At 40.1% G+C, this 22,077-nt stretch carries 28 protein-coding genes and 1 tRNA gene; 17 read left to right on the top strand and 12 right to left on the bottom strand.

Going from position 1 to position 22,077, the window contains the following annotated elements:
* Positions 1-62 precede the first annotated feature (62 nt).
* The 3 genes from U5J89_RS01780 to U5J89_RS01770 form a co-directional block, all read right to left on the bottom strand.
* Positions 63-401: a hypothetical protein gene (locus tag U5J89_RS01780; RefSeq protein WP_322573893.1), complete on the bottom strand. Its 339-nt coding sequence runs from the start codon at positions 399-401 to the stop codon at positions 63-65.
* A gap of 108 nt (positions 402-509) precedes the next feature.
* Positions 510-758: a hypothetical protein gene (locus tag U5J89_RS01775; RefSeq protein ID WP_322573892.1), complete on the bottom strand. Its 249-nt coding sequence runs from the start codon at positions 756-758 to the stop codon at positions 510-512.
* Between the two features lie 69 nt (positions 759-827).
* Entirely contained in the window at positions 828-1,073 is a 246-nt protein-coding gene (locus U5J89_RS01770) for a hypothetical protein (RefSeq protein WP_322573891.1), read from the bottom strand.
* 245 nt (positions 1,074-1,318) lie between these two features.
* Here U5J89_RS01770 and U5J89_RS01765 point away from each other — a divergent pair, with 245 nt between their 5' ends.
* From U5J89_RS01765 to U5J89_RS01720, 10 genes are all read left to right on the top strand, one after another.
* A complete protein-coding gene (locus U5J89_RS01765) occupies positions 1,319-1,573 on the top strand; it encodes a hypothetical protein (RefSeq protein ID WP_322573890.1) in 255 nt (84 codons plus the stop codon).
* A 474-nt stretch (positions 1,574-2,047) separates the two neighbouring features.
* Positions 2,048-2,122 (top strand) — tRNA-OTHER (locus tag U5J89_RS01760).
* A gap of 353 nt (positions 2,123-2,475) precedes the next feature.
* Positions 2,476-3,651 carry a tyrosine-type recombinase/integrase gene (locus tag U5J89_RS01755; protein ID WP_322573889.1) on the top strand — a complete coding sequence of 392 codons (1,176 nt, stop codon included), beginning with the start codon at positions 2,476-2,478 and terminating at the stop codon, positions 3,649-3,651.
* Positions 3,652-3,794: 143 nt separating this feature from the next.
* Positions 3,795-4,232: a nucleotidyltransferase domain-containing protein gene (locus U5J89_RS01750; protein ID WP_322573888.1), complete on the top strand. Its 438-nt coding sequence runs from the start codon at positions 3,795-3,797 to the stop codon at positions 4,230-4,232.
* Positions 4,225-4,623 carry a type VII toxin-antitoxin system HepT family RNase toxin gene (gene hepT, locus U5J89_RS01745; protein WP_322573887.1) on the top strand — a complete coding sequence of 133 codons (399 nt, stop codon included), beginning with the start codon at positions 4,225-4,227 and terminating at the stop codon, positions 4,621-4,623. The genes U5J89_RS01750 and hepT overlap by 8 nt, the downstream gene beginning before the upstream one ends.
* Positions 4,624-4,765: 142 nt before the next feature.
* On the top strand, positions 4,766-4,942 hold the full coding sequence (locus U5J89_RS01740) for a tyrosine-type recombinase/integrase (protein ID WP_322573886.1): 177 nt from the start codon (positions 4,766-4,768) through the stop codon (positions 4,940-4,942).
* A gap of 164 nt (positions 4,943-5,106) precedes the next feature.
* Positions 5,107-5,304, top strand: a complete 198-nt coding sequence (locus tag U5J89_RS01735) for a type II toxin-antitoxin system VapB family antitoxin (protein ID WP_322573885.1) — start codon at positions 5,107-5,109, stop codon at positions 5,302-5,304.
* Entirely contained in the window at positions 5,301-5,696 is a 396-nt protein-coding gene (locus tag U5J89_RS01730; RefSeq protein ID WP_322573884.1) for a PIN domain nuclease, read from the top strand. The genes U5J89_RS01735 and U5J89_RS01730 overlap by 4 nt, the downstream gene beginning before the upstream one ends.
* A gap of 400 nt (positions 5,697-6,096) precedes the next feature.
* Positions 6,097-6,402 carry a nucleotidyltransferase domain-containing protein gene (locus tag U5J89_RS01725; RefSeq protein WP_322573883.1) on the top strand — a complete coding sequence of 102 codons (306 nt, stop codon included), beginning with the start codon at positions 6,097-6,099 and terminating at the stop codon, positions 6,400-6,402.
* Entirely contained in the window at positions 6,392-6,724 is a 333-nt protein-coding gene (locus U5J89_RS01720; protein ID WP_322573882.1) for a DUF86 domain-containing protein, read from the top strand. The genes U5J89_RS01725 and U5J89_RS01720 overlap by 11 nt, the downstream gene beginning before the upstream one ends.
* Positions 6,725-6,980: 256 nt before the next feature.
* Here the strand turns inward: U5J89_RS01720 and U5J89_RS01715 are convergent, their stop codons facing one another.
* From U5J89_RS01715 to U5J89_RS01700, 4 genes are all read right to left on the bottom strand, one after another.
* Entirely contained in the window at positions 6,981-7,352 is a 372-nt protein-coding gene (locus tag U5J89_RS01715; protein WP_322573881.1) for a hypothetical protein, read from the bottom strand.
* Positions 7,353-7,615: 263 nt separating this feature from the next.
* Complete coding sequence (locus U5J89_RS01710; RefSeq protein ID WP_322573880.1) at positions 7,616-8,005, bottom strand: type II toxin-antitoxin system death-on-curing family toxin; 390 nt, start codon at positions 8,003-8,005, stop codon at positions 7,616-7,618.
* Positions 8,002-8,223: an AbrB/MazE/SpoVT family DNA-binding domain-containing protein gene (locus tag U5J89_RS01705; RefSeq protein WP_322573879.1), complete on the bottom strand. Its 222-nt coding sequence runs from the start codon at positions 8,221-8,223 to the stop codon at positions 8,002-8,004. The genes U5J89_RS01710 and U5J89_RS01705 overlap by 4 nt, the downstream gene beginning before the upstream one ends.
* A gap of 488 nt (positions 8,224-8,711) precedes the next feature.
* On the bottom strand, positions 8,712-9,554 hold the full coding sequence (locus tag U5J89_RS01700) for a TIGR02452 family protein (protein ID WP_322573878.1): 843 nt from the start codon (positions 9,552-9,554) through the stop codon (positions 8,712-8,714).
* Positions 9,555-10,132: 578 nt separating this feature from the next.
* Between U5J89_RS01700 and U5J89_RS01695 the strand changes: the two genes are divergently transcribed.
* Entirely contained in the window at positions 10,133-10,390 is a 258-nt protein-coding gene (locus tag U5J89_RS01695; RefSeq protein WP_322573877.1) for an AbrB/MazE/SpoVT family DNA-binding domain-containing protein, read from the top strand.
* Positions 10,384-10,719, top strand: coding sequence for a type II toxin-antitoxin system PemK/MazF family toxin (locus U5J89_RS01690; protein ID WP_322573876.1), 336 nt, complete (start codon positions 10,384-10,386; stop codon positions 10,717-10,719). The genes U5J89_RS01695 and U5J89_RS01690 overlap by 7 nt, the downstream gene beginning before the upstream one ends.
* A 324-nt stretch (positions 10,720-11,043) precedes the next feature.
* Here the strand turns inward: U5J89_RS01690 and U5J89_RS01685 are convergent, their stop codons facing one another.
* The 3 genes from U5J89_RS01685 to U5J89_RS01675 all read right to left on the bottom strand — a co-directional run bounded on the left by U5J89_RS01685 (position 11,044) and on the right by U5J89_RS01675 (position 13,356).
* Positions 11,044-11,862 (bottom strand): hypothetical protein, encoded by an 819-nt coding sequence (locus U5J89_RS01685; RefSeq protein ID WP_322573875.1) that lies wholly within the window; start codon positions 11,860-11,862, stop codon positions 11,044-11,046.
* A 656-nt stretch (positions 11,863-12,518) separates the two neighbouring features.
* On the bottom strand, positions 12,519-12,764 hold the full coding sequence (locus U5J89_RS01680; RefSeq protein WP_322573874.1) for a hypothetical protein: 246 nt from the start codon (positions 12,762-12,764) through the stop codon (positions 12,519-12,521).
* 31 nt (positions 12,765-12,795) lie between these two features.
* Positions 12,796-13,356, bottom strand: a complete 561-nt coding sequence (locus U5J89_RS01675) for a ferritin-like domain-containing protein (protein WP_322573873.1) — start codon at positions 13,354-13,356, stop codon at positions 12,796-12,798.
* Positions 13,357-13,919: 563 nt separating this feature from the next.
* Here U5J89_RS01675 and U5J89_RS01670 point away from each other — a divergent pair.
* Both U5J89_RS01670 and U5J89_RS01665 read left to right on the top strand, forming a co-directional pair.
* Positions 13,920-15,038 (top strand): GNAT family N-acetyltransferase, encoded by a 1,119-nt coding sequence (locus U5J89_RS01670; RefSeq protein WP_322573872.1) that lies wholly within the window; start codon positions 13,920-13,922, stop codon positions 15,036-15,038.
* A 553-nt stretch (positions 15,039-15,591) separates the two neighbouring features.
* Positions 15,592-15,882: a hypothetical protein gene (locus U5J89_RS01665; RefSeq protein ID WP_322573871.1), complete on the top strand. Its 291-nt coding sequence runs from the start codon at positions 15,592-15,594 to the stop codon at positions 15,880-15,882.
* 82 nt (positions 15,883-15,964) lie between these two features.
* On the opposite strand, the gene U5J89_RS01660 is transcribed toward U5J89_RS01665, so the two are convergent.
* Together U5J89_RS01660 and U5J89_RS01655 are read right to left on the bottom strand one after the other, a co-directional pair.
* Positions 15,965-16,231 (bottom strand): hypothetical protein, encoded by a 267-nt coding sequence (locus U5J89_RS01660; RefSeq protein WP_322573870.1) that lies wholly within the window; start codon positions 16,229-16,231, stop codon positions 15,965-15,967.
* A 247-nt stretch (positions 16,232-16,478) separates the two neighbouring features.
* Positions 16,479-16,697, bottom strand: a complete 219-nt coding sequence (locus tag U5J89_RS01655; protein WP_322573869.1) for a cold shock domain-containing protein — start codon at positions 16,695-16,697, stop codon at positions 16,479-16,481.
* A gap of 253 nt (positions 16,698-16,950) precedes the next feature.
* Here U5J89_RS01655 and U5J89_RS01650 point away from each other — a divergent pair, with 253 nt between their 5' ends.
* From U5J89_RS01650 to U5J89_RS01640, 3 genes are all read left to right on the top strand, one after another.
* The gene (locus tag U5J89_RS01650) at positions 16,951-17,478 is read left to right on the top strand and encodes a hypothetical protein (RefSeq protein ID WP_322573868.1); all 528 of its coding nucleotides are present in this window, start codon (positions 16,951-16,953) and stop codon (positions 17,476-17,478) included.
* Positions 17,479-17,501: 23 nt separating this feature from the next.
* Positions 17,502-21,179 (top strand): T9SS type A sorting domain-containing protein, encoded by a 3,678-nt coding sequence (locus U5J89_RS01645; RefSeq protein ID WP_322573867.1) that lies wholly within the window; start codon positions 17,502-17,504, stop codon positions 21,177-21,179.
* A gap of 175 nt (positions 21,180-21,354) precedes the next feature.
* Positions 21,355-21,930, top strand: a complete 576-nt coding sequence (locus U5J89_RS01640; RefSeq protein WP_322573866.1) for an outer membrane protein — start codon at positions 21,355-21,357, stop codon at positions 21,928-21,930.
* The last annotated feature ends 147 nt before the right edge of the window (positions 21,931-22,077 follow it).

Here is a 22,077-nt window from a genome sequence, read left to right as displayed (position 1 = left end):
TGGTTAGATACTGATTCACACGACGTAACCGCCCGCAAATACGAGCAACATCATTAACAGAATTATGCCCAACAGTACCCCCCAGTTAGCGCCGTTGTGTCCTTCCGGGGCTTGCTTGGGCTTCTTTTTGGCATAGGGGATATCGTGGGCTTTGCTAAGGTTCGCTTCTTGCACGCAGTCGCTATCCAAATTTTATCTACCGTCAATCGCCTTCTGGCGCGTTCAATGATCACTGCCTCGATTATTTGTTGGGATACATCCCAGGCCAACTCATCGGCCAGCTCAAAATTAACGCCAATACGGTCTTGGTTACGCTGCATGGCTTTGGTGATTACTGTTTGTAGCGTTAGGTAATTCAAATAGCGCCGGTCTTTTTTACTGAACTGTGTGGTTGAACTCATTGGGTCTGGGATTTAGTTAGAAATTGGGCCGCCCGCCTCAACTGTTCTGGGGGAGAACATTATGTTTGACTGTTAACTTTGAGGGAGACGGACGACGAAACTGTTTATTCAGGGTAATTCCGATTTGTGAATTTCCCACTTGCCACGGTCGTTCTTCTGCATCCGTTGGTATTTGTCTTGGCCGCAGTAATTTGAAACGGTCTTTAATTTCAGCTCTGCTTTTTCGGCAAACTCGGCCGTGGTAAGCCATTCCTTTTCGGGTTTTATTTGATCGATCTTGTGTTCCAGTAGGTCGCAATACGAACGAATCTGTTGAACCATCGTCACTAATTCTTTGCGGGTTGGATCTGCATGCATACAAGCAAAAGGGGGTTAATATTTTTTTAATAGTTTATTTTGTAAGGATTGATTAGTTCAGGGGTCTAACTATCTATTGGTTTCGGTCAAATCCTTATAATATGTGGGGTACTTTCTGTGAGAGCTGCGAATTTTATCATTGATCTCTTTAAGCAACCATTTGGGCGTACCGGTCTGCAAGGCGTGATATACATTGGTGCGATCTATGGTTTCGCCTTTGGGGTTTCGCAGTCCTCGAACCCAGTCTGTAATCGTTTTGTTATCGAGCCGGAGGGCGGTTTTTAATTCTTCTAAAGTAATTTGCGCTACACTCATTTTTTTAATTCCTTACTAACGGTTAGTGAATTAACAATGCGTTACTAAGGTATTCAGATACAGGCGAATATGCCAATAAATAATTCAGATAAGAACGAAATAGCTAATAGGATATTACTCTTAGTCGATCAATATGGCTCACAAAAGGCGTTTTTAGAGGCTTGTGGTATAGGCAATCATTCGTATGTATCCGATCTAAAAGGGGTAAGAATCAGGACCCAGGTGCAGAAATTTTAGGTAAGATTGTGCGCGGGACCGGCTGTTCGGGAACGTGGTTGTTAACAGGGGAGGGAGAGAAGTATCCCCCGGAGTCGCGGACCAATAAAGCCGCGAAGCCGGAAGACGATTATATCGCAGACTTTATGCAGGCCCGCCGCTTAATTGAGTCGATAGAACAGCGCAAAGCCGATCTGAGAGACAGTCAGCTGCTTTTGGATCTTGCCGAGCAATGTTCGCAATTAACAGCGAAGCTGCTGAAAGATTCGGCGTTCAGGTCGTAGCGAGTAGGATTTGTAACAAATAGTTTTTTAGTACTCTTGTAAGTAGAAATAAACATTCTGTCCTTTTGAAAGGGTTAATCATTTTAGTGAGACAGTATGAGTCTTTCAGGGTAGGAGTGTTAAAATATTTTACAACTTTTCTCGAAAATCGGGAATGGGTACAATTAATAACCAAAACAAGAGAACACTATGTTTAATATGAGTCTATCCACAGAAGGCAATCGCTATAGGTGCAAGGCTGGAAGAAAGTGATGATTAGCCCTCCAACCGATAAACATTTAGTCTGTTGTGTGGAGGTATTATATAACCCTCCATACAACAGATTCTTTGTCAACTGGTCGGAGGTATGAGAGGGAACGCCGTTCCTTAACAACAAAAAGCAGGTACAGCTTGTAATGGCTAAAAAGGCCGTTTTGGGTACAACAAAAACGAATTATGGAACACTTTATGGAACATTTTAAAAGCTGATATAGCGTTTAACGGCAATATTCCTACCTATAGGATAGACTCATAATCGATTGGTCGCAGGTTCAAGTCCTGCCGGGCCCACTTTTATTTTCCCTCCTTTTTATCCCAATAAATAGCCCTTTAGAGCATTTAAAAGCATTTTTTAGGCCAAAATTGCTTGCATTTCATAAAAGTTCACTAATTACAACCCTTCCCTTTTTCTCCCGATTTTTGTAAAATGTGGTACACAAAGTGGTACATTTTTGGCGATTTTTTAGGCCTTTAATGAGGTTTATTTCAAAAATTTTTTGAGATGCTCGAAAAGGTTTGTCAATTGATTGTTGTAGATAAGATATGCTTTTAGAGCCTATAACCGTCGAAAGCATTTTTATGCAGCTAATTATTAGCCATGTATCACATTGTATCACTTAACCACAATTAAATAGAGGGCGATTATGGCAAGTTTAAAAAAGCGAAAAGGCACTTATTATATTCGATTTTCAGAGACTATTGATGGGGAGCGAAGACAAAAAGCATTTAGCCTTGAAGTTACCGAAGAAAGGGAGGCAAAAAAACTCCAATATGAATATGAGGATAAATTTCAGCGGGGAGAGATTGATCCTTTTCATGGTTGGTCGCCTCAACAAGAGAAGCGGAAAAGGAATTGGGAAAAGCGGGTCAGGCATATGTCATTGGCTGAAGCCGGTCAACAGTTTTTGGATGAGCGCAGTCAGGCGAACGAGCAGACCAAGAATAATTATCGCCGGCACTTTGATATGCTCGAAGATCAGCTGGGATCGACTATGCCGGTAAGGGAAATCTTGGAAAAAGATATTCGTGAGTTTTGTTTCCGGTCCGACTTGGCGAAAGCTACGCAGGCCAGCTATCTCAGGCATATAAAAGCCTTGTTTAACTGGATGGAAGAAAAGGATATTATAAAAGAAAATGTGACCAAGAATATTAAGCCCCCAAAAATTCCGCAGAAGATATCGCAGAAAATGATTTCACGGGAAGAGTTGAACCGCGTTTTTGAAGCCTTTGACAAATTTTATAAAGAGCAGGAGGAGAAGGGGCATGTCACCAAGCCCCATCAAAAGCGGCTGTGGTTTAAGCCCATGATCAACATGATGTATTACTGTGGTATGCGTGCCAGTGAAGCAGTTAATTTGAAATGGAGGCACGTTAATCTTGAAGGTGATCCTGAGGATCCGGATGATCACGGACGCATTGGAATCTATAATACCAATTCCAATACGACCAAATCTGCGCTGGAGCGCGTGATCCCCATTCGCGAGCCGCTGAAACCTTGGCTTGTACAATGGCACAAGGATCAGGGAGAGCCCAAGGATGGATATGTGTTTCCGAGTTCTACTGGACTGAATAGATTTCATGGAATGACGGCCGGATCGCTTTCTCGATCCTTTAAAAAATTTGTCCGGCTGGCAGAGAACGTACCCAATACCATTACCCTGCATGGGCTGCGCCACTCTTGTACTACGGATCTACTTCGCAAGGGCGTACCCATTCACATTGTCCAAAAAATCATGGGACACTCGTCTATTGATGTGACCCAAATTTATGAGCATTTGGATGAAAGTGACTTGAAAAATGCGGTGAAGGGTATCGACTAATTCTTAAAATATAAATGCGAATAATACACAGAGATAGCACTACTAAATGCTTGTTTTAGGGTGGTAACTTCGCAGAGGGAATAGAATTTTGTACCTTATTAGTTAGTAATGAATAATTTACGTTGCTGTAAGCGGACAATTTTATGAAAGCTGATACGAGAAAGGAAACTGAACAAAAGATAAAAGACTTTTTCCGACCTAAGGATGAGGTCATTTTCGTTTATCTTTTTGGATCTTTTGTTAACAAAGAGAGGTATCGGGACATTGATGTTGCGGTATACATGGATTCTATTCCTGATCTTATCAGTCAAGGGGAAATGCAGTCTGCATTAGATGAGTTATTTGAGATTAATATTGATTTGGTAATATTAAACGAATTGCCCAATAAAAACCCCGTATTTGTTTATGAAATCCTGTCAAAAGGGAAGGCAGTATTAAACAAGAATGCAGATATCCACACGGTTTATAAGAGTAAAGCTTACCAACATTATTTTGATACAGCATATTTACGGAAGCAGTTCCAAGATGCTTTTGAGAAGCGTATGAAAACTAAAAAATTTGGTGAGCGAGATTATGAATAAACGATTACAAAACCTTGAAAATAATGTTGCCGAGTTACGAGAGCTAAAATCTGCTTACTCTTCATCTGATATAAAACGTGACAAGAAAAAAGAATGGGCGCTTCGGTATGGACTATTAGAGTCCATACAAATTGTTATCGACCTTTCATGTCATTTAGCCGTTCATCACAATCTTGGGAATGCCGAAACATACTCGGATTGTATCAAGCTATTGGGGAAGTTCGATATTATTGATGAGGAACTTGAGGGTAGTCTTGTTAGTATGGCAGGATTGCGAAATATTTTGGTACACGAATATGTCGCAATTGATGTAGATCGATTGGTTCAATTTTTGGACCACCTGGATGATTTTACGGCTTTTGCAAATGCAGTAAGTGAGAGATTTTCGTAGCTTATTAGAAGCTAAAGGAAAGACAAGCAACCGCTACTATCAGTTGAAAAAATAAGCTTCGGACATGCTTCGGACATTGTGTTAGGTGAATTTCAATTGGATTCAAATTAATTGATAGAGATTAGGCGTTAGTTATTGGCACTTGAGTTTTTACAATAATATACACCATTATAATAGTTGGTTTACGGATCTACTTCGCAAGGGCGTACCTATTCACATGGTCCAAAAAATCATGGGACACTCGTCTATTGATGTGACCCAAATTTATGAGCATTTGGATGAAAGTGACCTAAAAAATGCGGTGAAGGGGATCGATTAGAAAAATGTGTTAGAAGTTTTTGAGCAGTATCCTTCATCAGGAATAAATATTTCTGTTACATTGGTAAAATATTTTAGGCCCAAACCCATATACAATAAGTTAGGAATTTACAGGTTATGTGTATAGATTGATAAAAAATACACATTAACTAAATGGATATAATTATGCGAACGAATGTAGTTATCGATGATGATTTGATGGATGAAGCCTTGAAGGTGAGTCAATTGAAAACGAAAAAAGATGCTGTGGAAGAAGGATTAAAGTTGTTAGTACAGCGAAAAAAGCAAGAAAATATCAAAGACTTGCGGGGAAAATTACATTGGAAAGGCGATTTAGAAGATATGAGGACTGACAAGAAGTGATTTTAGTAGATACGAGCGTATGGATTGACTATTTCAATGGTATAGAAAACAGGCAAACTGAAAGTCTTGACCGGATTCTTTCCCAGCAGTCAGTACTTGTGGGAGATATTATTCTCATCGAAATTCTACAGGGTTTTGATAGCGACAAAGAGTTTCGTTTAGCTAAACGAGCTCTGGATCCGTTAGACTGTGTTCATCTGGGTGGAAAATCACTGGCCATAAAAGCAGCAGCTAATTTTCGTTTTCTTCGATCGAAAGGTGTAACAATTCGTAAAACCGTTGATATACTCATTGGGAGCTGGTGCATTGAGTATGAAATAGAGCTGCTTCATAATGATAGAGACTTCGACCAGATAGCAATCCAGTTACCTTTGCAAATTTACGTTAATTGATTTGGATCGATCGTATAGATATATCCATTGTTTTTCCTTTCCTATTTTTATTTAAGGGTAAGTGAATACCATCAGATTCAGATAAGATGACCGATTCGCGAATTGATTTTAACAAGTAAAAAAAAATAGTGGCACACTCATCCATTGATGTAACCCAAATTTATGAGCATTTGGATGAGAGTGATCTAAAAAATGCGGTGCAAGGGATTGATTAATAATTAACGAATATTCGAAGATCTCTACGGGGGGTATGATTAATGTCTAATCCTAGAAAACAAGTTCAAATCGGGCAAATTGAGAGTTTTTCTTATATAGCAAAATTTTAATTTTGTTTGTACCTAATAGAAAAGTGTGTGAGTTTTGATTAAATTTGTGTCAGCCAATAACTGATGGAGTAACTATGGATACAAAAGTAGATCTTAAAACTGACCAACTTCAAAAGCTCTGTAAAGAGTTTAGCGTACAGGAGTTATATTTATTTGGGTCCGCTACTACTGATAATTTTTCTGAGGACAGTGACCTCGATTTTATTGTTAAATTTGATCGATCGGGCTTTGAAGGAGCATTTGATCAATTCATTGATTTCAAACACGAGCTCGAGCAAATCTATGGTCAGCCTGTTGACTTGTATCACCTTAAAAAGTTTAGAAATTCCATCTTTCAGCAAGAAGTAGAACGCACCAAAGAACTTCTTTATGCCGCATAAAACCAGAAAGCTCCTTCTTGACATCACCCTTTCTTGTCAGGAGATATTAGATTTTATTGACGGTAATAGCTTCGAAGATTTTCAGGAAGATCGCATGCTTCAACTTGCTATTGAAAGAGAGTTTGAAATCATCGGAGAAGCGTTGCACAGATTATCCCGGATTGAAGAAGCAACCCTTACCGAACAGATTCCTGAATATCGAAAAATTATAGACTTTAGAAATATCATTGCTCATGGTTATAATATTATCGACGAAGCAGCCATGTGGGACTTTGCTGTAAATCGAGTTCCAGAACTCTTAGATAAGGTCGAAGATTATTAATTGATCCTATAAAAGAGATGGATCATATCTGTTCTTTTGATGATTGGTTATATAAATTTTTCCGATGTCCAGCCCGCTGAAGGAAAGACAAGCAACCGCTACTATCAGTTGAAAAAATAAGCTTCGGACATTTCGGACATGCTTCGGACATTGTGTTAGTTGAATTTCAATTGGATTCAAATTAATTGATAGAGATTAGGCTTTAGTTATTGGCACTTGAGTTTTTACAATAATATACACCATTATAATAGTTGGTTTAGGGATCTACTTCGCAAGGGCGTACCCATTCACATTGTCCAAAGAATCCGCCGGACATCAAAATAGATGCCCCTGGTGCACCTAATCGGGCTGTCCACTCCAGTCGAGGTGAGAGTTGTATTCCATCGATAAGAGGTTGCAAAATCAGCGAAAGGATAACCAATACACCTGCATGAGCGTGACCAGCTCGCCATAGCCCCCATTGTGAATCAGTAAGTGATAAATTGCCAGGTGCAATACCGGCGCTGCCCTCTGTTAGTATTCCCAAGAGTGTGATGCCCCCGTACATAATAGTTGGTACGAGAACCAGAAGAATTCCACATACCATTTTCGATCGTTTAGAAATATTCATTGTTATCCCTTTCACCATTTTTAATTACGGTTCATATGAAAATATTACGAACTGGATAACATGACCGATACACGGACCGATTTCAACAGGTGGAAAATCATGGAGGCTGATTGACTTATACACCTATACACCTCGTATAAGGTGCCCGAATTTTGTCGATTGCTAAATAGCGAACGATGAGCTAAAAGGTCAGAAAGCGATCGTTTTTCCAATTATATATACGGTAGAGGAGCAAATGATTTAATAACCTATTTTTGTATGAGTTCGTTAGATAAATAAAGTTATTTTCTCTTTTTAGTATTTCCTTCTAGGAATTTTGCCAGCTCTTCTTTTTCAAGTCTACCATTGGCCAAATCAATCATCACAGCATAAAGACTTTTTTTGTCTGCTTGCAGGCGATAACCATTGACATACAGAAAGGTATAAATTGCTACCAATGTTGTTCTCTTGTTTCCATCAAAGAATGGATGATTCTTACAAATATGAAAGCCATAAGCGGCTGCCATCTCAATGATGCTGCTATGTTCATATTCACCTCCAAAGCTTGCTTGTGGTTGAGCAAGAGCAGATTCTAACAACCCTTCATCTCGAATTCCTTCTTTGCCACCGTATGTTTCAACCTGATCCCTATGAAAAGCCAGAATAGTCTCTTTATCTAAAAATTTTATCATTTCGCCAGCTCTTTCAATACCTCTTTATAATCGGTATTTGCCTGGCGATAGGCTTCTGCCCATTCTTCGAACTCGGGATCCATTGGTTTAAGTTCTAAATTAGGTCCATTTTTCTCGATGGTTAATGTATCTCCGCTTTTGAGGTGGAGTTCATCAATCAATTGCTTGGGAAGCGTTACTCCTAAACTATTTCCGATTTTTCTAATTTTTGTTTCCATAATAATATTGTTTCTATTGTCTAATTGTTATAACAATGTTATAATATTATATACAATAATGCAACGCCAATATTTGCCAAATATTATTGTTTGCCTAACCCATTTAAGTGAAATGTACGGGGCTAGTTGACTGTATTTTGCATGACAAGAAATATAATCCATTTGGTTGAAGCACTCTAAGGAATTCCCTTGGGCCTTTCTTCATGTTACACTTATTATTTTTTACCATAAATTGAGATCGATCTTTTTTAATTATTCAACAATAAAATAGGCGAATTTACCTATGACGAGGCAGGATTATTGTGTAATAGGCTTAGGCGGTAAGTGCTAAATTTGGTAACTCAATTGGCAAGTTGAAGGTTAATCATTACCTTTGGAAGCGCTCTCTTAAGAGCGTCTCTCTTGATGAATAGTAGGGTCTGGCAACTGATACTTGTCAGGCCCTTTTTATTTTTTGGATACAAGGGAGATTTCTATTGGATTAATCCTCAATCTCCTAATTGGTCCCGAAATGCCTGGATAATATGCTTGTCATTTGAATTATCAAGTACCGAAAATAATACCTTTCGAAATCGGTTGTGAAAGTCCCCATTCGATCCAAGGTGATTTTTGAACGTTTTGGCTACCACTTCTGGATCGTTTTGAAATACACCACATCCCCAAGCGCCAAGGACTAACACATCACAATTATGATGGGCGGCTAGTGCCAGAATTTTGGAGCTTCGTTCTTTGAGTGTTGGCTCGATTTTCGGAATGTTTTCCGGTTCGTTTTGTTTCACCGCCCCGGCATTGGGGGCCGGACTGGTTATGAAATGTACGGTATAGTACTGATTTAGAAGCGTACCGTCATCGGTGCGAAATACCGGGCAGTGGGGCGACCAGATCATCCGGTCGGAGTATAAGGTACTTTTGTGTGACCGGTGATATTTGTAGTAGGAGGGACACTGCTTCAGGCTGAAATATAATCCGGAGCTGCGAGCCAGGCTTTCTTCCTGAGCCTGTGCGCCCGTTTTAAATCCGCCACCCGGATTGCGGGCTGAAGCAAAGTTGAGTACACCGATATTGTTATACTTTTCCTTGGCCGCAAGCCTTCGGCTTCCCTGAAGGGTGGTTTCATTGCGGATTTCAATCTGAGTTTGATTATCACTGGGAGCCGGCTGCTGTAAGAACTGCTGGCGAATATCGTCTAACTGTTTTGGAGTATAGCAATGGGTTTCATTAATGCATTGTTCAAGTGGTTCCGAAAGATCTATTTTATCATCACTGGGAGAGCGATACCATTGCTGATCCAGTATTTGAAGGGTATGTTGGGCAATCTCTTTATTATCCATAAATCAGAACTATTCTGAAATATCTATATGTTTCATTTATTCTACTAATAATATCAACAGTGAAAAGTACTTAATAAAGAAAGAACCTAACATATCAGGCAATTTTCATTTACCCATAAATATTTGCATAATTCTCTGTTTTTAAGATCCTTCACATCAGGAGTTTTATTTGACGGAATTGTTATACAAATCGATCTGATCTATTCTAAAAATGTTAACCATTTCATCTCTGCTTGATCTGTTTTATGCCCCCATAAATTAGCCTAATTAACCCTAATTAGGGTCGAATAGATAGAATTGATTTACATGAAATATTCCAAAGAGTTAAATTTGTTTGATGAACGAGTACTGCCTATCTGTTTGGCAGGCTTTTTTTATTAATCTAATTTCTAACAAATTTGACATCCAAGAGTCAGTCTTGCCAAATCACGTAAAGTGGAACTATAAATCGGCATTCTACAGTACCTTCCATTTATGTACGATATCCTTGGGTCACACACTAAATTTCTATTTCAATCGCTGCATAGTATTTATATTATAACTAAAGTATAAATGTAGTCAGATTTAACTCTAGTGTTATGAAAACAAAGCTTATCCGTATTGGAAATTTCCAGGCGGTTCGTATTCCGAAGTCTGTTATTGAGGAAGCTGGCCTTTCGAAAGAAATAGAAATGTCTGTAAAAGACAACCAAATCATTTTGTCTTCCGTTGAACAAACTCGGAAAGGTTGGGACAGTGCTTTTGAGAAAATGACTCAAGAGGTGGATGATCAACTGATCGATAAAGAAGAGATGGAGGCTCCAAGCTATTGGGATAAAACTGAGTGGACATGGTAAAACAAGATCGCTTTGAACGATTTGATGTCTACTTAACATCCCTTGATCCAACAAAAGATTCGGAAATAAAGAAAATCCGTCCCTGCCTGATTATTTCGCCTAATGAAATGAATCGGCATATCCGAACGGTCATTATTGCCCCAATGATATCAACAGTTAAAAACTATCCATCACGAGTTACTACGACATTTCAAAAGAAGCGTGGACAGATCGTCTTAGATCAAATTTGTACAGTGGATAAACAACGATTGATTAAAAAATTGGGAACGATCAGTTCTTCTGCCCAAGATAAAACGTTAAATATTCTACAAGAAATGTTTGCTGCATGAGTGCGCTTGGCACTTCCACTCGTTTAAAACTATCTTTATTACTCTATTTGTTAAACGGATAGATGATTTGTTCTACATGGTTACCATAAAAACATATGCAAAGTAGTTTTTTATACGAATAAAGTGTTATAAGAATAATAACTAACGTTTTAAAGCAAGTTCCGTGTTCTTTTTTTAGCCAGTACAAAATCTAAGATTCCCACATGACTTTTTTGATTCGTTCCAGTAGATTTTCTGGCCCCGATAATTTCGGTGGTTTTAGTTATAAAAAATGAATACCACAGTTGGAAAAGGGACACTCCTTTATGGACAGTTGCCAAGCATCTATTCACCCGTACCCGTCCACGAGCGAAATCCCTGGTTCTTCCAATTTATCACTGACAAGTATGCTCCTTCGTACTGACTGACGACACTGTCGGAATACCCCTCAAGCATTTCGCCGGCCTTTTGGAAAACAGGTTCCTCGGGATATTTGTAATAGGTGGCAATATCATATTGATCTCCAACTGATGGATAAGGTTTGGTGCCGTAATCGGGAAACGTAAAGGAAGAGATGTCCAAAGAGTCGTTGAGCATCTGCTCGAACTCCTCACACATCCAACGGGTATCGTCGGTGGAGCTGCACAGGTAGGTAAAAGAGTTTTCGGGATACCGCCAGAAGGTTTCTGTTTTGGGACTGACAAAAGAATGCTTATCACCCGTAATATGAAGTGAGGAATTAGTGATCTTCAGGTTATAATTATAGGAGTTTCCCCGGTGGCTAAATGTGAGATCATAATCACCGGGCTGCAGGTCAAGCGCGTATTCGTTTTGGGCCGGACCCAGTGCCGTAAGACAGACGCCCTGATCCTGCACGCCATAAATATCAATGAGTTGGCCGGATGACGTGGAATTCAATTTGGAATCGATGCGGTAATTCATGCAGTTGTAGATATCCTTTGTATCCATGGAAAGCTGAATGAACGGTTTTACCGGAGCATTCGTCTGACTGCTTTGGTCGTGTGTTTCCTGCACGGAGAATTCAATTCCCTTTTTAATAGGCAGCAGATCTCTTTTATCCTCTTCGCTGCCGGTAAGGTCATTACATCCTGCGACTAGCAATAACATACCTGCCAAATAAAAAGAATACTTAATCCATTGCATGATGTCTATATTATTTTTCGCTCGTAGTTATTAATCAACTTACTATTCTTTAGTAAAACTATCTAATTGCTATTTTATTTTGTCATCTGTACAGAATCCCTGATATCAGAAGGATTTAAAAGTGGTACAGAGTTTAAATAAGAGTAAAAGACACTTTATAAAACGGTTGGAAGCTACCATTAGAAATTCCAATTAGTCATCATAAAGGGAGGAGGTATTGGCTTCAGGGTTTTATTTCTGGACTCATGAATTTTTCGGTAGAGCCCAAAACAGGTGATTGTGTTTTTTGTATATATGCAACGAATCTTTTAGCATAGTAGGCTCTTGATCTTTAACCAGCCTTTCAGTGAGTTTGCTGATCATTACCTACTGTTGGCGGTTGAATCAAGCCCGCGTACCCTGGTAGACACAGACAACGCCAAAGGGTCAAAATACTTATAATTCATCTTTTTAGAGTGTTTCCCATCAAAGGAGTCGTATTATTTATAAAACTCTTTTTTAAGACTGTTTGTATAATACTCAACTTTTGGAGGGGGATATGATAAGCAAAAAGCCTGCAAGGTCTTGAGCAGTACTAGGTGAAAAAAAGGGGATAAAGTCATTGGTTCTCAAATAATACCAACAGTAATAAAGATGATATCATCAGTCAAATAACATTATGGCAATGCTAAAATTTCAATTTCAGCTTCATAATAAAGCTTCCCATCTTCAAAACGGATATCACCACCGGTTACCTTAAATATTTCTCCTTTTCTTAGCGGACTTAAGAATTTTAAGAACGTAGTTTGGGATGTACTCAATCCGCCCTCATTTTCCCACTGTTCCAGACTATTAATATCAGCTTGTGAAAGAGATCTTGGATCAATTTTTATTTTTAGGTTTCGTGTTAATGTATGCTTCATAATTAACGAGAATAAGGAGTATTAACACAATTTATTTGATTTCGGTCGGGGCCGCCGGTGTACCTACTTTATTTACAATAGCTGACCACTTGGCATCAGGATTAATCTGATTTTTTGCCAGATCACTTAGTCCCATATCAGCACGTTTTTCCTCACGCAAAGTATCCAGCAATAGTTCAGCAATATCATGTCGTTCGAGCGTTTTAGCATAGGCAATGGAGGTGCCGTAACCTGCCATCTCATAATGATTGATATGTTGAATAGCTGTTATCAGAGCAGCATCGCGTACCTCCTCATTAAGACATCGGTCTACCAGTTTTTGCGATTCTATAATAAGCCCTTTTATTCCGTCACAACTTTCTCCTTCAGGATCTTCATTAAGTATTTCAAAAACTTCTTTAATGCGCTGGGCATGGCGTTTGGTTTCCCTGAGATGAAAAGTCAGAAGTTCATTAAGTTCAAAAGATTCCGCAATTTCTGATTGGGTTTCTAAAAAATTTATCTGCTGCAGTTCGCCATCATAAAGATCTCGTAACTGCTCGAGCATTAAGTCATAAAGATCAAAAATATCTTGCGTATTGTGTGTAGTCATGGCGGTTGCCTTCTGCAGTTTTAGATTGTGTTAATAGTCAGATTACATATAATTTCCATGGGTACAAATATCTTGTCATTAGCTTCTTATTGTTATCATAACGTAATGATGCAAATGAAATGGATAGGTACTTTTCGCGCGTTGATGTAGGGGAATCTCGTTTTATGTAGTAGGGGAATAAATTATATTTTCTTAGCAGATATGAATTTCTTTTTTGCATGCTGGGATGCCTGTCGTAATCAAGTATGTAGCTATATGATTACAGTCTTATGTACCATGTAAGGGAAAAGCCCACAATCAATGATGGTATTTCAACCGACCGAAAGGAGTAAATAAATATACCTTGACAGTAGATGACTTTTGAGGGGGATACATCTCTCGATGGACTTGGGATAATGACCGAAAGTGAATGGGAAAAAGCAGGTTAGAGACATGAAAAAAAGTAGATACTATCGGTAAATTGTCATTATTTTTTACCTTTACTTATTAGTATCATAAAAGAAAATATAAGGGAGTATTTTTAACTTCGTTTTTTGCTTGGTCAAAATTGATACAGATACTGCATGATTACTATTCGTGAATTGACTTCCCATGATGAGCTTTATGACTTTGTTCACTTTCCCTTTTTATTGTATGGTGATAACCCATACTGGGCGCCGCCAATTATCAGTGATGAGCTGCAAAACCTGAATCCCCAAGAAAATCCGGTATTCAATCATGCCGAAGCCAGGTACTTCATGGCCTATCGGGATGAACAGCCGGTGGGGAGGATAGCGGGAATTATAAATCGGCTTGAAGTTCGCGAGCTGGATATCCCCAAAATACGTTTCGGATATTTTGATTTTATTGATGACCCGGAGGTTTCCGAAGCACTGCTTAGACAAGTCCGGCAGATGGGCAAGGAGAACGAATTGGAACTTATGGAAGGCCCGCTGGGCTTTTCGAATATGGATAAAGCGGGCATGCTTGTAGAAGGATTTGATGAGCCCAACACGATGATTACCTGGTATGGGTTGCCTTATTATTCCTCCCACCTGGAGCAGCTTGGGTTTGAAAAGGAAAAGGAGTGGGTAGAGTATGAGATTCAGATTCCTGATAATTCACCAGAGAAGGTTGACCGGTTTTCAACGCTTATTAAGGAACGGTATAACCTTCACATGGTTCGTTTTTCGAACAGCAAGGAGATTCTCGAATATGCAGACGAGATGTTTGATCTCATCAATAAAACCTATAGTAGTTTAAGTACTTATATTCCTATAAAACCCGATCAGATTTCCTACTATAAGGATCGATACCTCAAGTTTCTTCATCCTGATTTTATTAATTGTGTGGCAGACGAAGAGGGGAATCTCATCGCTTTTGCCATTACCATGCCCTCATTTTCCAAGGCATTGCGTAAAGCTAATGGTAAGCTATTCCCGTTTGGATGGTATCACCTGTTAAAGGCGCGATACTTTCCCCAAAAAGCTGCTTTTTACCTGATTGGGATAAAACCGGATTATCAGAACAAAGGGGTGACTTCGATTATTTTTAAGGAGATGAACGAAGTATTCAACCAGTATGGAATTACCACCGTTGAAAGCAATCCCGAGCTTGCGGAGAATGAAGCCATACGATCGCTTTGGAAAAATTATGAAAACAGACTTCACAAAAGGCGCCGTACCTACCGGGATAGCTTATAGGTTTTGTTGGTGAATTTGAATCAATCCTCTCTGGAGTTGTATGCTGTACTTGCGAGACAGAGTATATTGCAAGATTCTTCACACTTTTTTCAGCCAGAGGCTATTTAAAAGTTGTTGACTGGTATAGAATTACCTCGATTCTCTTCGGCTTTTATTCTGAAATTCGCTATGCAGAAAGATTGGAAACTGTGAAATGGAGAGAAGGTTTTATTTCTTTTCTAAAAACTAAATGAAGGGTGAAGCTCGAAATCGGAAGAATTTCTGCTTGACGAAGTGCTGGCTGTAAATAGTATCAACGAGGGGTGATGGTGTCAGCACTGAGGAGTTAAATTCTTCTTGAGCTTTTACCAGCTTTTTGGGTCAAGCCAAAAAGCGAAAGTCATTAAGATCAAATTATTTACTCCCAACTGGGGATGGACCCTTTAAAACTGGTTCAACTATGTACCTTGTACCGGAAATCAAAAAAAAACCGGTGAAAAGAAGGAATTCCCTTACAGCAAAGTTTATGAATTGTTGATAAATTTCTGATTAATTGCGAAAAATTGATCAAACTATGGAAACATTATCAGCAACAACAATTTTCTGGCTCCTCGTTTTAGGAGCGACGACCGGTTGGATAGTCGGTTATATAATTGGTGAACAAGGCATTACATTGAAAAGCAACGTTATATGGGGAGCAATTGGTGCACCTTTGGTAGGTGTTTGTGCATTATATGTTGCAATTAGTGGTATTCTTTTATTTTCACTGCTGGGAACGCTGGCGATATTATTTTTGGCAAACGTTTTCCATTTACACCATGATGAAGATATTGGACGAGGAATTCGTATTCTTAAAAAGCCCTAAAATGTGTAGAGAGTACTTTTAGGATGATGGAAGATTTTTGCAAGAGGAAATGTATTGCTTCTGGTATAAAAATAAGATCTAATTATTCACTCCCAACCGGGGACAGTTGTTTAAGTCTGTGATTTACTTCTTTCTCTTTCATTTTGCGATCACCATGTAACCAGAGTTCGACATCGGTGTCAAAGGCAGCAGCCAGATGATGAGCCCGAAGATTGCTTATAGGCAAATTACCCTTGATAATACCCAGTACCTCTGTTTCGGGCATGCCTGATATTTGAGAAAATTCCTGGGGACTAATATTCTTCTCGCGAAGATATTTCTTAAAAAGTTGAGCAGATGATTGATGCATAGTTCTTTTCGGCAAGTAATTTCATTTGAATCTATCTCTTGATAACGGCAGGGTAATATCAGTAAAAGTGATTGTGAAATCTTTTACAGTGCCTTGTTTAGACCCTCGAACGCTAAATTCTTTCGGGGATATCTTTTAACACTGAGCAAAGAAAACAGAAAGGAACTTCAATATGCTTCCCTTAAAACAATAAAAAAGCCCGCTTAGAAAAGCGGGCTTTAATATACCAAAAAGTTTTGGCTTAAACTTACTTATAATCAAGGCTTCGTACTTCGATAGCACTCAAACCTTTGTCGGTTTCTTCAACGTCGAATTCTACATTCTCTCCGTCTTCAAGACCTTGATTATAGTCCAAATTTTCTACGTTATTGCGGTGGACGAAAACATCTTTACTTCCGTCCTCAGGCTCGATAAATCCATATCCTTTCTCAACATCGAACCATTTAACTTTACCTTGTTGTGTCATGTATACTAAGTATTGTGTTTATACACCCTAGATGGATCGTCAAAGAAATGTATCGTGTGATATCTCTATCTTGGATCTCAATTCTAAGGTGGGAATTAAAATTATGTTTAAAGATACAATTCTGTTTTCGGAATGTCCATAGTTAACATCATTTTCAGACATTCTGATTTCAGTATTAATAAATTATTCTTTTATTGATTCCTGTTATATCTTTTAAACGTCAATCATTTTACTACTAGTAATCAGGGGAATTGTGAACAAATTAAAAATATTACTGACCATTCTTGTTGTTCTTCTTTTGGGATTGGGATGGTACCTGTTGTCAGAGAAACCTGCTCAAGATAGTCCGCAGTCTGAACCTGTTTACAGCGACAGTGTTCCTGAAGCGGAAAGACCGGTTTTTACGGCCCAAGAAGATACTATTGAAGAAGATACAGCTGAAGAGGAAGCAACTCCTCCCCCCGCAGGTGAGGATCTGGCTCCCGGCACAGCATTGGTAAAAGCTGTTGTTATTTCTGATGATTTCGATAGTAAGGGCAATATGAAGCTTACTGTTAAAGCAGAAGAAATTTTGGGATACGGTTCTGCGACATCACCCATTGGTGCCCAACAAGAGTTGACGATCAGCGTTGGGAGGTACCTGAAAAATAACCCGGAAGATAAGGCATTGATGCAGAAAGGAAAGACTATTAGGATGGTTATATCTTCCGAAGAAGGGATGAGTCTCGGGGAATCTCAGGATAGCAAAAGATGGTCGCTGGTTGAGGTAAAATCACAATAAATAATTGAATAATGATGCGCAGAGTGAGAAAAAATTATCGTGCCATTGCCGGGTTAGTAGTATTAGTGCTGCTGGGGGCTGGTATTTGGTATATTGGATTGTCAGGGCAGGATACAACGAAGGTAGCTACAGAGAATACAACGCTCGACCCCGTTGAAAAAAAGAAGGCACGAACCGATTACTTTTTTAACTTACTTCGCGATCCTGCTACAAATAGTATTCCTCCGAATATTCGATCCCGGGAACTCAATCATGCCAAGCAGCTGCCCGGCCGAAATGGCGGATTGCTGCGCAAATCGGGTACGGCCACTGCACAGGCGATAGGGGATATAACGTGGAATATGGCCGGACCAACCGATTTAGGTGGCAGAACGCGGGCATTGGCTTTTGATCAGGATAATCCCAATACCATTCTGGCCGGCGGTGTTTCCGGTGGGATGTGGAAAAGTACCGACGGTGGCAGCACCTGGCAACTAAAAACCGATCCCAACCAAAATATGAGTGTCAGCAGTGTGGCACAGGATCCAACAAATCCTGATACCTGGTACTATGCAACGGGAGAATTCAGAGGTAATACCGCATCTGACCGCGGCGGCACGGCCTCATATTTCGGTACCGGTATTTATAAATCGACGGATAATGGAGAAACCTGGTCACGTTTAGCTGCTACTGAAGACACTGATGCAGGATGGAACACTCAGTTTGATTTTATTTCTCGAATCGTTGTTAATCCCACCAATGGGGATGTTTATTTTGCAGCAAATGGTTTTGGTGTTTTTAAGTCATCCGATGAAGGGGGTTCTTTTAATCTAGTGTTTGGTGGTCCCTTGGGTGCTCATCGCTATGTTGATATAATAGTCAATGGGAAAGGCGAATTATTGGCAGCTCTTTCTGAAAATAGTGCAAGTTCTAGCGCTACTCCAAATAACAGCCCTGGGCTTTATCGCTCTACCGATGACGGTAATTCGTGGACCGATGTAACGCCTGCAGATTTCCCCGCTACGCACGATCGCACTTATTTGGCTTTTGCACCCTCTGCTCCGGATACGGCTTACAGCTATACTTATGAGGGATCGGGCTCAGGTTCGGATGAGGATATCAGCTTTTTTATTCACGACTTTGCTAATGATGACAGTGAAGATCGTTCTGCCAATCTCCCTGATTTTGGAGATCCGGTAGGATTTGTAAATACTCAGTTTAATTACAACATGGTGTTGAGGGTAAAGCCGGATAATCCTGACTTTGTGTTGCTTGGAGCAACTAATTTATTTCGATCTCAGGATGGCTTTGCAACGGCTCCCGAAGATGCGGATAACAATGGAATTTCGGATGACAGCGAAAAAGATGAATATTGGATTGGAGGATATGCAAAGTCCAATAATGTCAGCCAGTATCCTAATCACCATCCCGACCAACATGTGCTGGCCTTCCATCCCAATGATCCCAATACGATGTGGTCGGGCCATGATGGTGGATTAAGTAAAACGACCGATATTACGGCATCATCGGTCAGCTGGGAAGATACCGACGAGGGCTATGTTACCGGACAATTTTATACGGTGGCGATTCCGTCTGCCGCAGATGACGACCGCATTATGGGAGGTACTCAGGATAACGGAACTCCGTTCTACCGGTTTAGCAGTAATAATCAACAGACGACCGAGCAGATTGATGTTTCATCCGGCGATGGATCATACGCTTTTTGGGGCACCGACTATGCCTTTGTTTCTTCTCAAAATGGAACGGTATTGCGACTCGGTATAGAATCGGATGGCAGTATAACTTCTCCTTTTACTGCTCCTAGCGGTAGTTGGAGTAGGGTTCAACCCGCCAATGCCCAAAACCAGCTTTTTATTCATCCTTATGCGATTGATCCCAATGATGAGACTATAATGTATTATCCGGGTGGAACTGAGATGTGGCGAAATACCGAGATAGATCAGATTCCGGATGGAAATAGCGCCGGTGCAACTACAGGCTGGGAAAGCTTTGAGGGAACATCTTCATCGGGATATACGATTAGTACGCTGGAGGTGACCTCACTGAATCCGTCAAATCGCCTATATTATGGAGCATCCTCAGGTTCCGGGATACCAGAAATATTCAGGTTAGATGATGCTTCTAATTCTGATATGCCTACTGATATATCCATTTCGGATGCTTCATCTGGTGCTTACGTGCATGATATTGCCGTGAATCCCTATGACGGAGATGAGCTGATAGCAGTACTTTCAAATTATAATATCGTGGGATTATATCACTCGGCCGATGGCGGGGAGAACTGGACAGCGATTGAAGGAAATTTGGAAGGCGATTCACAAAATCCGGGTCCTTCAATACGGAACGCCGAAATTTTACCAACCGAAGAAGGGAATCTTTATCTGGTGGGTACCAGTACAGGGGTATATTCTACGATGACACTGGAAGGGGGAAATACCAATTGGATTCGTGAGTCGGATGACGGGTCGCCGGCAAGTATTGGTTATTCAGTTGCAGAATATATTATGGCACGTCCCTCGGATGGAACTATTGCGGTAGGTACACACGGCCGCGGTATCTTTGTGGGAAGAACGGATGTTGGGAATATTGCACCTGATCTATTGCCGATGGTTGAGGAAACGCTTGATGTCAATAACAGCTGGCAGCTTGTAGGATCGCCGATGGCTTCTGATTCAGATGTTGAACCCGGAAATGACCTGCAGCTGTTTGAATTTTCCGGGACTTACAAGTCAGCTTCGGACATAACTTCCCACAATGGATATTGGGCAAAGAGTCGTTCGGGTTCGGAGATTGTCTATAACGGACGGGCTGATACTTCTGCCACCATTGCGCTGGAGGAAGGCTGGAATCTTATCGGTGGTGTTGCTGATACGGTGGGAGTTTCGGCTATTAATGATCCTAATGGTATATTAAGCGCTTCTGATATTTTTGAGTTTGTGGATGGAAGCTATCAAGCCGCAACTGATATAAAATCATTACAGGGCTATTGGATTCAGGCTAATCAGGCCGGAGAAATTGAGATTGCTCCAGAAAGCTCCTCCGGAAAAACCCAGCCTCTAATAGCATCGAATCAACTTGGCAGGATAACGTTTAGCATAGGCAATGCTAAGCAGCAGTTTTATATTTCAGAACAGCCGTTAAGCAAGACAGAGCGAGAACAATTTATGATGCCGCCAATGGCTCCTGAAGCGGTTCTGGATGTGCGAAGTACAGAGGGATTGCGCGTGGCCGAGGGAAGTGAAACAGAATTGCAGTTTACCGCAAGCAGTTATCCGGTTACAGTTTCGGGTGCTTCATCTAATAGGGGTCATTATATTGTAAAAGGAATAACTGGCCGGGATACAGTTTATTATGATGTAACCGGTAATGCTCAAACACAGATTCAACATCCCCATGAGAAGATGGTTCTGACCAAAGCAACGGGGGGTATACAGATAACAGAGCACAACCTGTTGCCTAACTATCCCAATCCCTTTAATCCCGAAACACAAATTCGATACCAGGTAGCATCGCAGGCGCAGGTTACCCTTGAGGTTTATGATGTGCTGGGCAGAAAGGTGCGTACGCTGGTTGATGAGCCCCACGCAGGTGGTTCATATACGGTCAGCTTTGACGGCAGTAATCTTTCCAGTGGAATGTATTTTATACATCTTAAGGCCGGACAAACCGTTAAATTGCAGAAGATGACTCTTATAAAATAGCCTTTCAGCTGTTAGAGGCGCGTAATTGAATGATGTGGAACTATTAAATCTAAATCAGATAAAACTACTTCTGACACATGTAAATATGTGGTAACTTAATTTGCATAACTTTTGTTACACCCTTACCCTATAAAAAATATTTAAAATAAAAATTCACACTTAAGAGGAGTTCATTATGAAATTTTCTAAAAGCATTTTAGCAATAATTGCAGTTGTCTTAACGCTGGGAATTATGCCCCAGTCGAGTATAGCCCAAACCAGTATCGGGGCTTCCTACGAAATTAGAAATGAGGAGCCGAAAAATGGTTTAGGCCTGCGGCTTGAGCGTGAAATTCTTAAAAAACTTCCCATAGTAAATCTTTCTCTAAGAGGCCACTTCAGTTATTTTAATGATGATATTTCATATGAGAACAGAACATATTCTACTGATATAACCAATTATGATTATGGCTTAGCGGCTGTAGGTGGTGTTTCTCTCGGTTTATTAAGTCCATATGTGGGACTGGGATTGGGAGCTTCTACTTTAGATGTGAGTCGGGATAATCTTCCGTCAGGATCTCCTTTGAATGCAGAAGATAATGATAGTGCTATCTATTGGAACGGTTTTGTGGGGGCTGAAGTGAGTCCAATACCGATGATTAAACCATTTGTCGAATATCGTTTTGAAGATATTTCTAATTACAGTGATGAACTTTCTGATATTCAAAATAGCACCGGAAGGCTTATTTTTGGAGTTTCATTGTCATTCTAAAAAATATACATAAGTTCAAAAGGCGGGCGTTATATTAAGGCGTCCGCTTTTTTATTTTAATTAATTTAGTGATTGCTAAATAAGTATACAGTCCCTTTTTTGAATGCAAAGGGCGTTGGTATTGTTCTTACTACCAATGAAAGCGCT

It is taken from the genome of Fodinibius sp. (genome assembly GCF_034521915.1).
Classification (GTDB): Bacteria; Bacteroidota; Rhodothermia; order Balneolales; family Balneolaceae; genus Fodinibius.
This window is presented reverse-complemented; position numbering and strand designations above follow the sequence as displayed.

Coding starts and splice junctions, on each gene's coding strand:
- U5J89_RS01780 (WP_322573893.1), bottom strand. CDS start 401: ATGAGTTCAACCACACAGTTCAGTAAAAAAGACCGGCGCTATTTGAAT.
- U5J89_RS01775 (WP_322573892.1), bottom strand. CDS start 758: ATGCATGCAGATCCAACCCGCAAAGAATTAGTGACGATGGTTCAACAG.
- U5J89_RS01770 (WP_322573891.1), bottom strand. CDS start 1,073: ATGAGTGTAGCGCAAATTACTTTAGAAGAATTAAAAACCGCCCTCCGG.
- U5J89_RS01755 (WP_322573889.1), top strand. CDS start 2,476: ATGGCAAGTTTAAAAAAGCGAAAAGGCACTTATTATATTCGATTTTCA.
- U5J89_RS01750 (WP_322573888.1), top strand. CDS start 3,795: ATGAAAGCTGATACGAGAAAGGAAACTGAACAAAAGATAAAAGACTTT.
- hepT (WP_322573887.1), top strand. CDS start 4,225: ATGAATAAACGATTACAAAACCTTGAAAATAATGTTGCCGAGTTACGA.
- U5J89_RS01735 (WP_322573885.1), top strand. CDS start 5,107: ATGCGAACGAATGTAGTTATCGATGATGATTTGATGGATGAAGCCTTG.
- U5J89_RS01725 (WP_322573883.1), top strand. CDS start 6,097: ATGGATACAAAAGTAGATCTTAAAACTGACCAACTTCAAAAGCTCTGT.
- U5J89_RS01720 (WP_322573882.1), top strand. CDS start 6,392: ATGCCGCATAAAACCAGAAAGCTCCTTCTTGACATCACCCTTTCTTGT.
- U5J89_RS01715 (WP_322573881.1), bottom strand. CDS start 7,352: ATGGTGAAAGGGATAACAATGAATATTTCTAAACGATCGAAAATGGTA.
- U5J89_RS01710 (WP_322573880.1), bottom strand. CDS start 8,005: ATGATAAAATTTTTAGATAAAGAGACTATTCTGGCTTTTCATAGGGAT.
- U5J89_RS01705 (WP_322573879.1), bottom strand. CDS start 8,223: ATGGAAACAAAAATTAGAAAAATCGGAAATAGTTTAGGAGTAACGCTT.
- U5J89_RS01700 (WP_322573878.1), bottom strand. CDS start 9,554: ATGGATAATAAAGAGATTGCCCAACATACCCTTCAAATACTGGATCAG.
- U5J89_RS01695 (WP_322573877.1), top strand. CDS start 10,133: ATGAAAACAAAGCTTATCCGTATTGGAAATTTCCAGGCGGTTCGTATT.
- U5J89_RS01690 (WP_322573876.1), top strand. CDS start 10,384: ATGGTAAAACAAGATCGCTTTGAACGATTTGATGTCTACTTAACATCC.
- U5J89_RS01685 (WP_322573875.1), bottom strand. CDS start 11,862: ATGCAATGGATTAAGTATTCTTTTTATTTGGCAGGTATGTTATTGCTA.
- U5J89_RS01680 (WP_322573874.1), bottom strand. CDS start 12,764: ATGAAGCATACATTAACACGAAACCTAAAAATAAAAATTGATCCAAGA.
- U5J89_RS01675 (WP_322573873.1), bottom strand. CDS start 13,356: ATGACTACACACAATACGCAAGATATTTTTGATCTTTATGACTTAATG.
- U5J89_RS01670 (WP_322573872.1), top strand. CDS start 13,920: ATGATTACTATTCGTGAATTGACTTCCCATGATGAGCTTTATGACTTT.
- U5J89_RS01665 (WP_322573871.1), top strand. CDS start 15,592: ATGGAAACATTATCAGCAACAACAATTTTCTGGCTCCTCGTTTTAGGA.
- U5J89_RS01660 (WP_322573870.1), bottom strand. CDS start 16,231: ATGCATCAATCATCTGCTCAACTTTTTAAGAAATATCTTCGCGAGAAG.
- U5J89_RS01655 (WP_322573869.1), bottom strand. CDS start 16,697: ATGACACAACAAGGTAAAGTTAAATGGTTCGATGTTGAGAAAGGATAT.
- U5J89_RS01640 (WP_322573866.1), top strand. CDS start 21,355: ATGAAATTTTCTAAAAGCATTTTAGCAATAATTGCAGTTGTCTTAACG.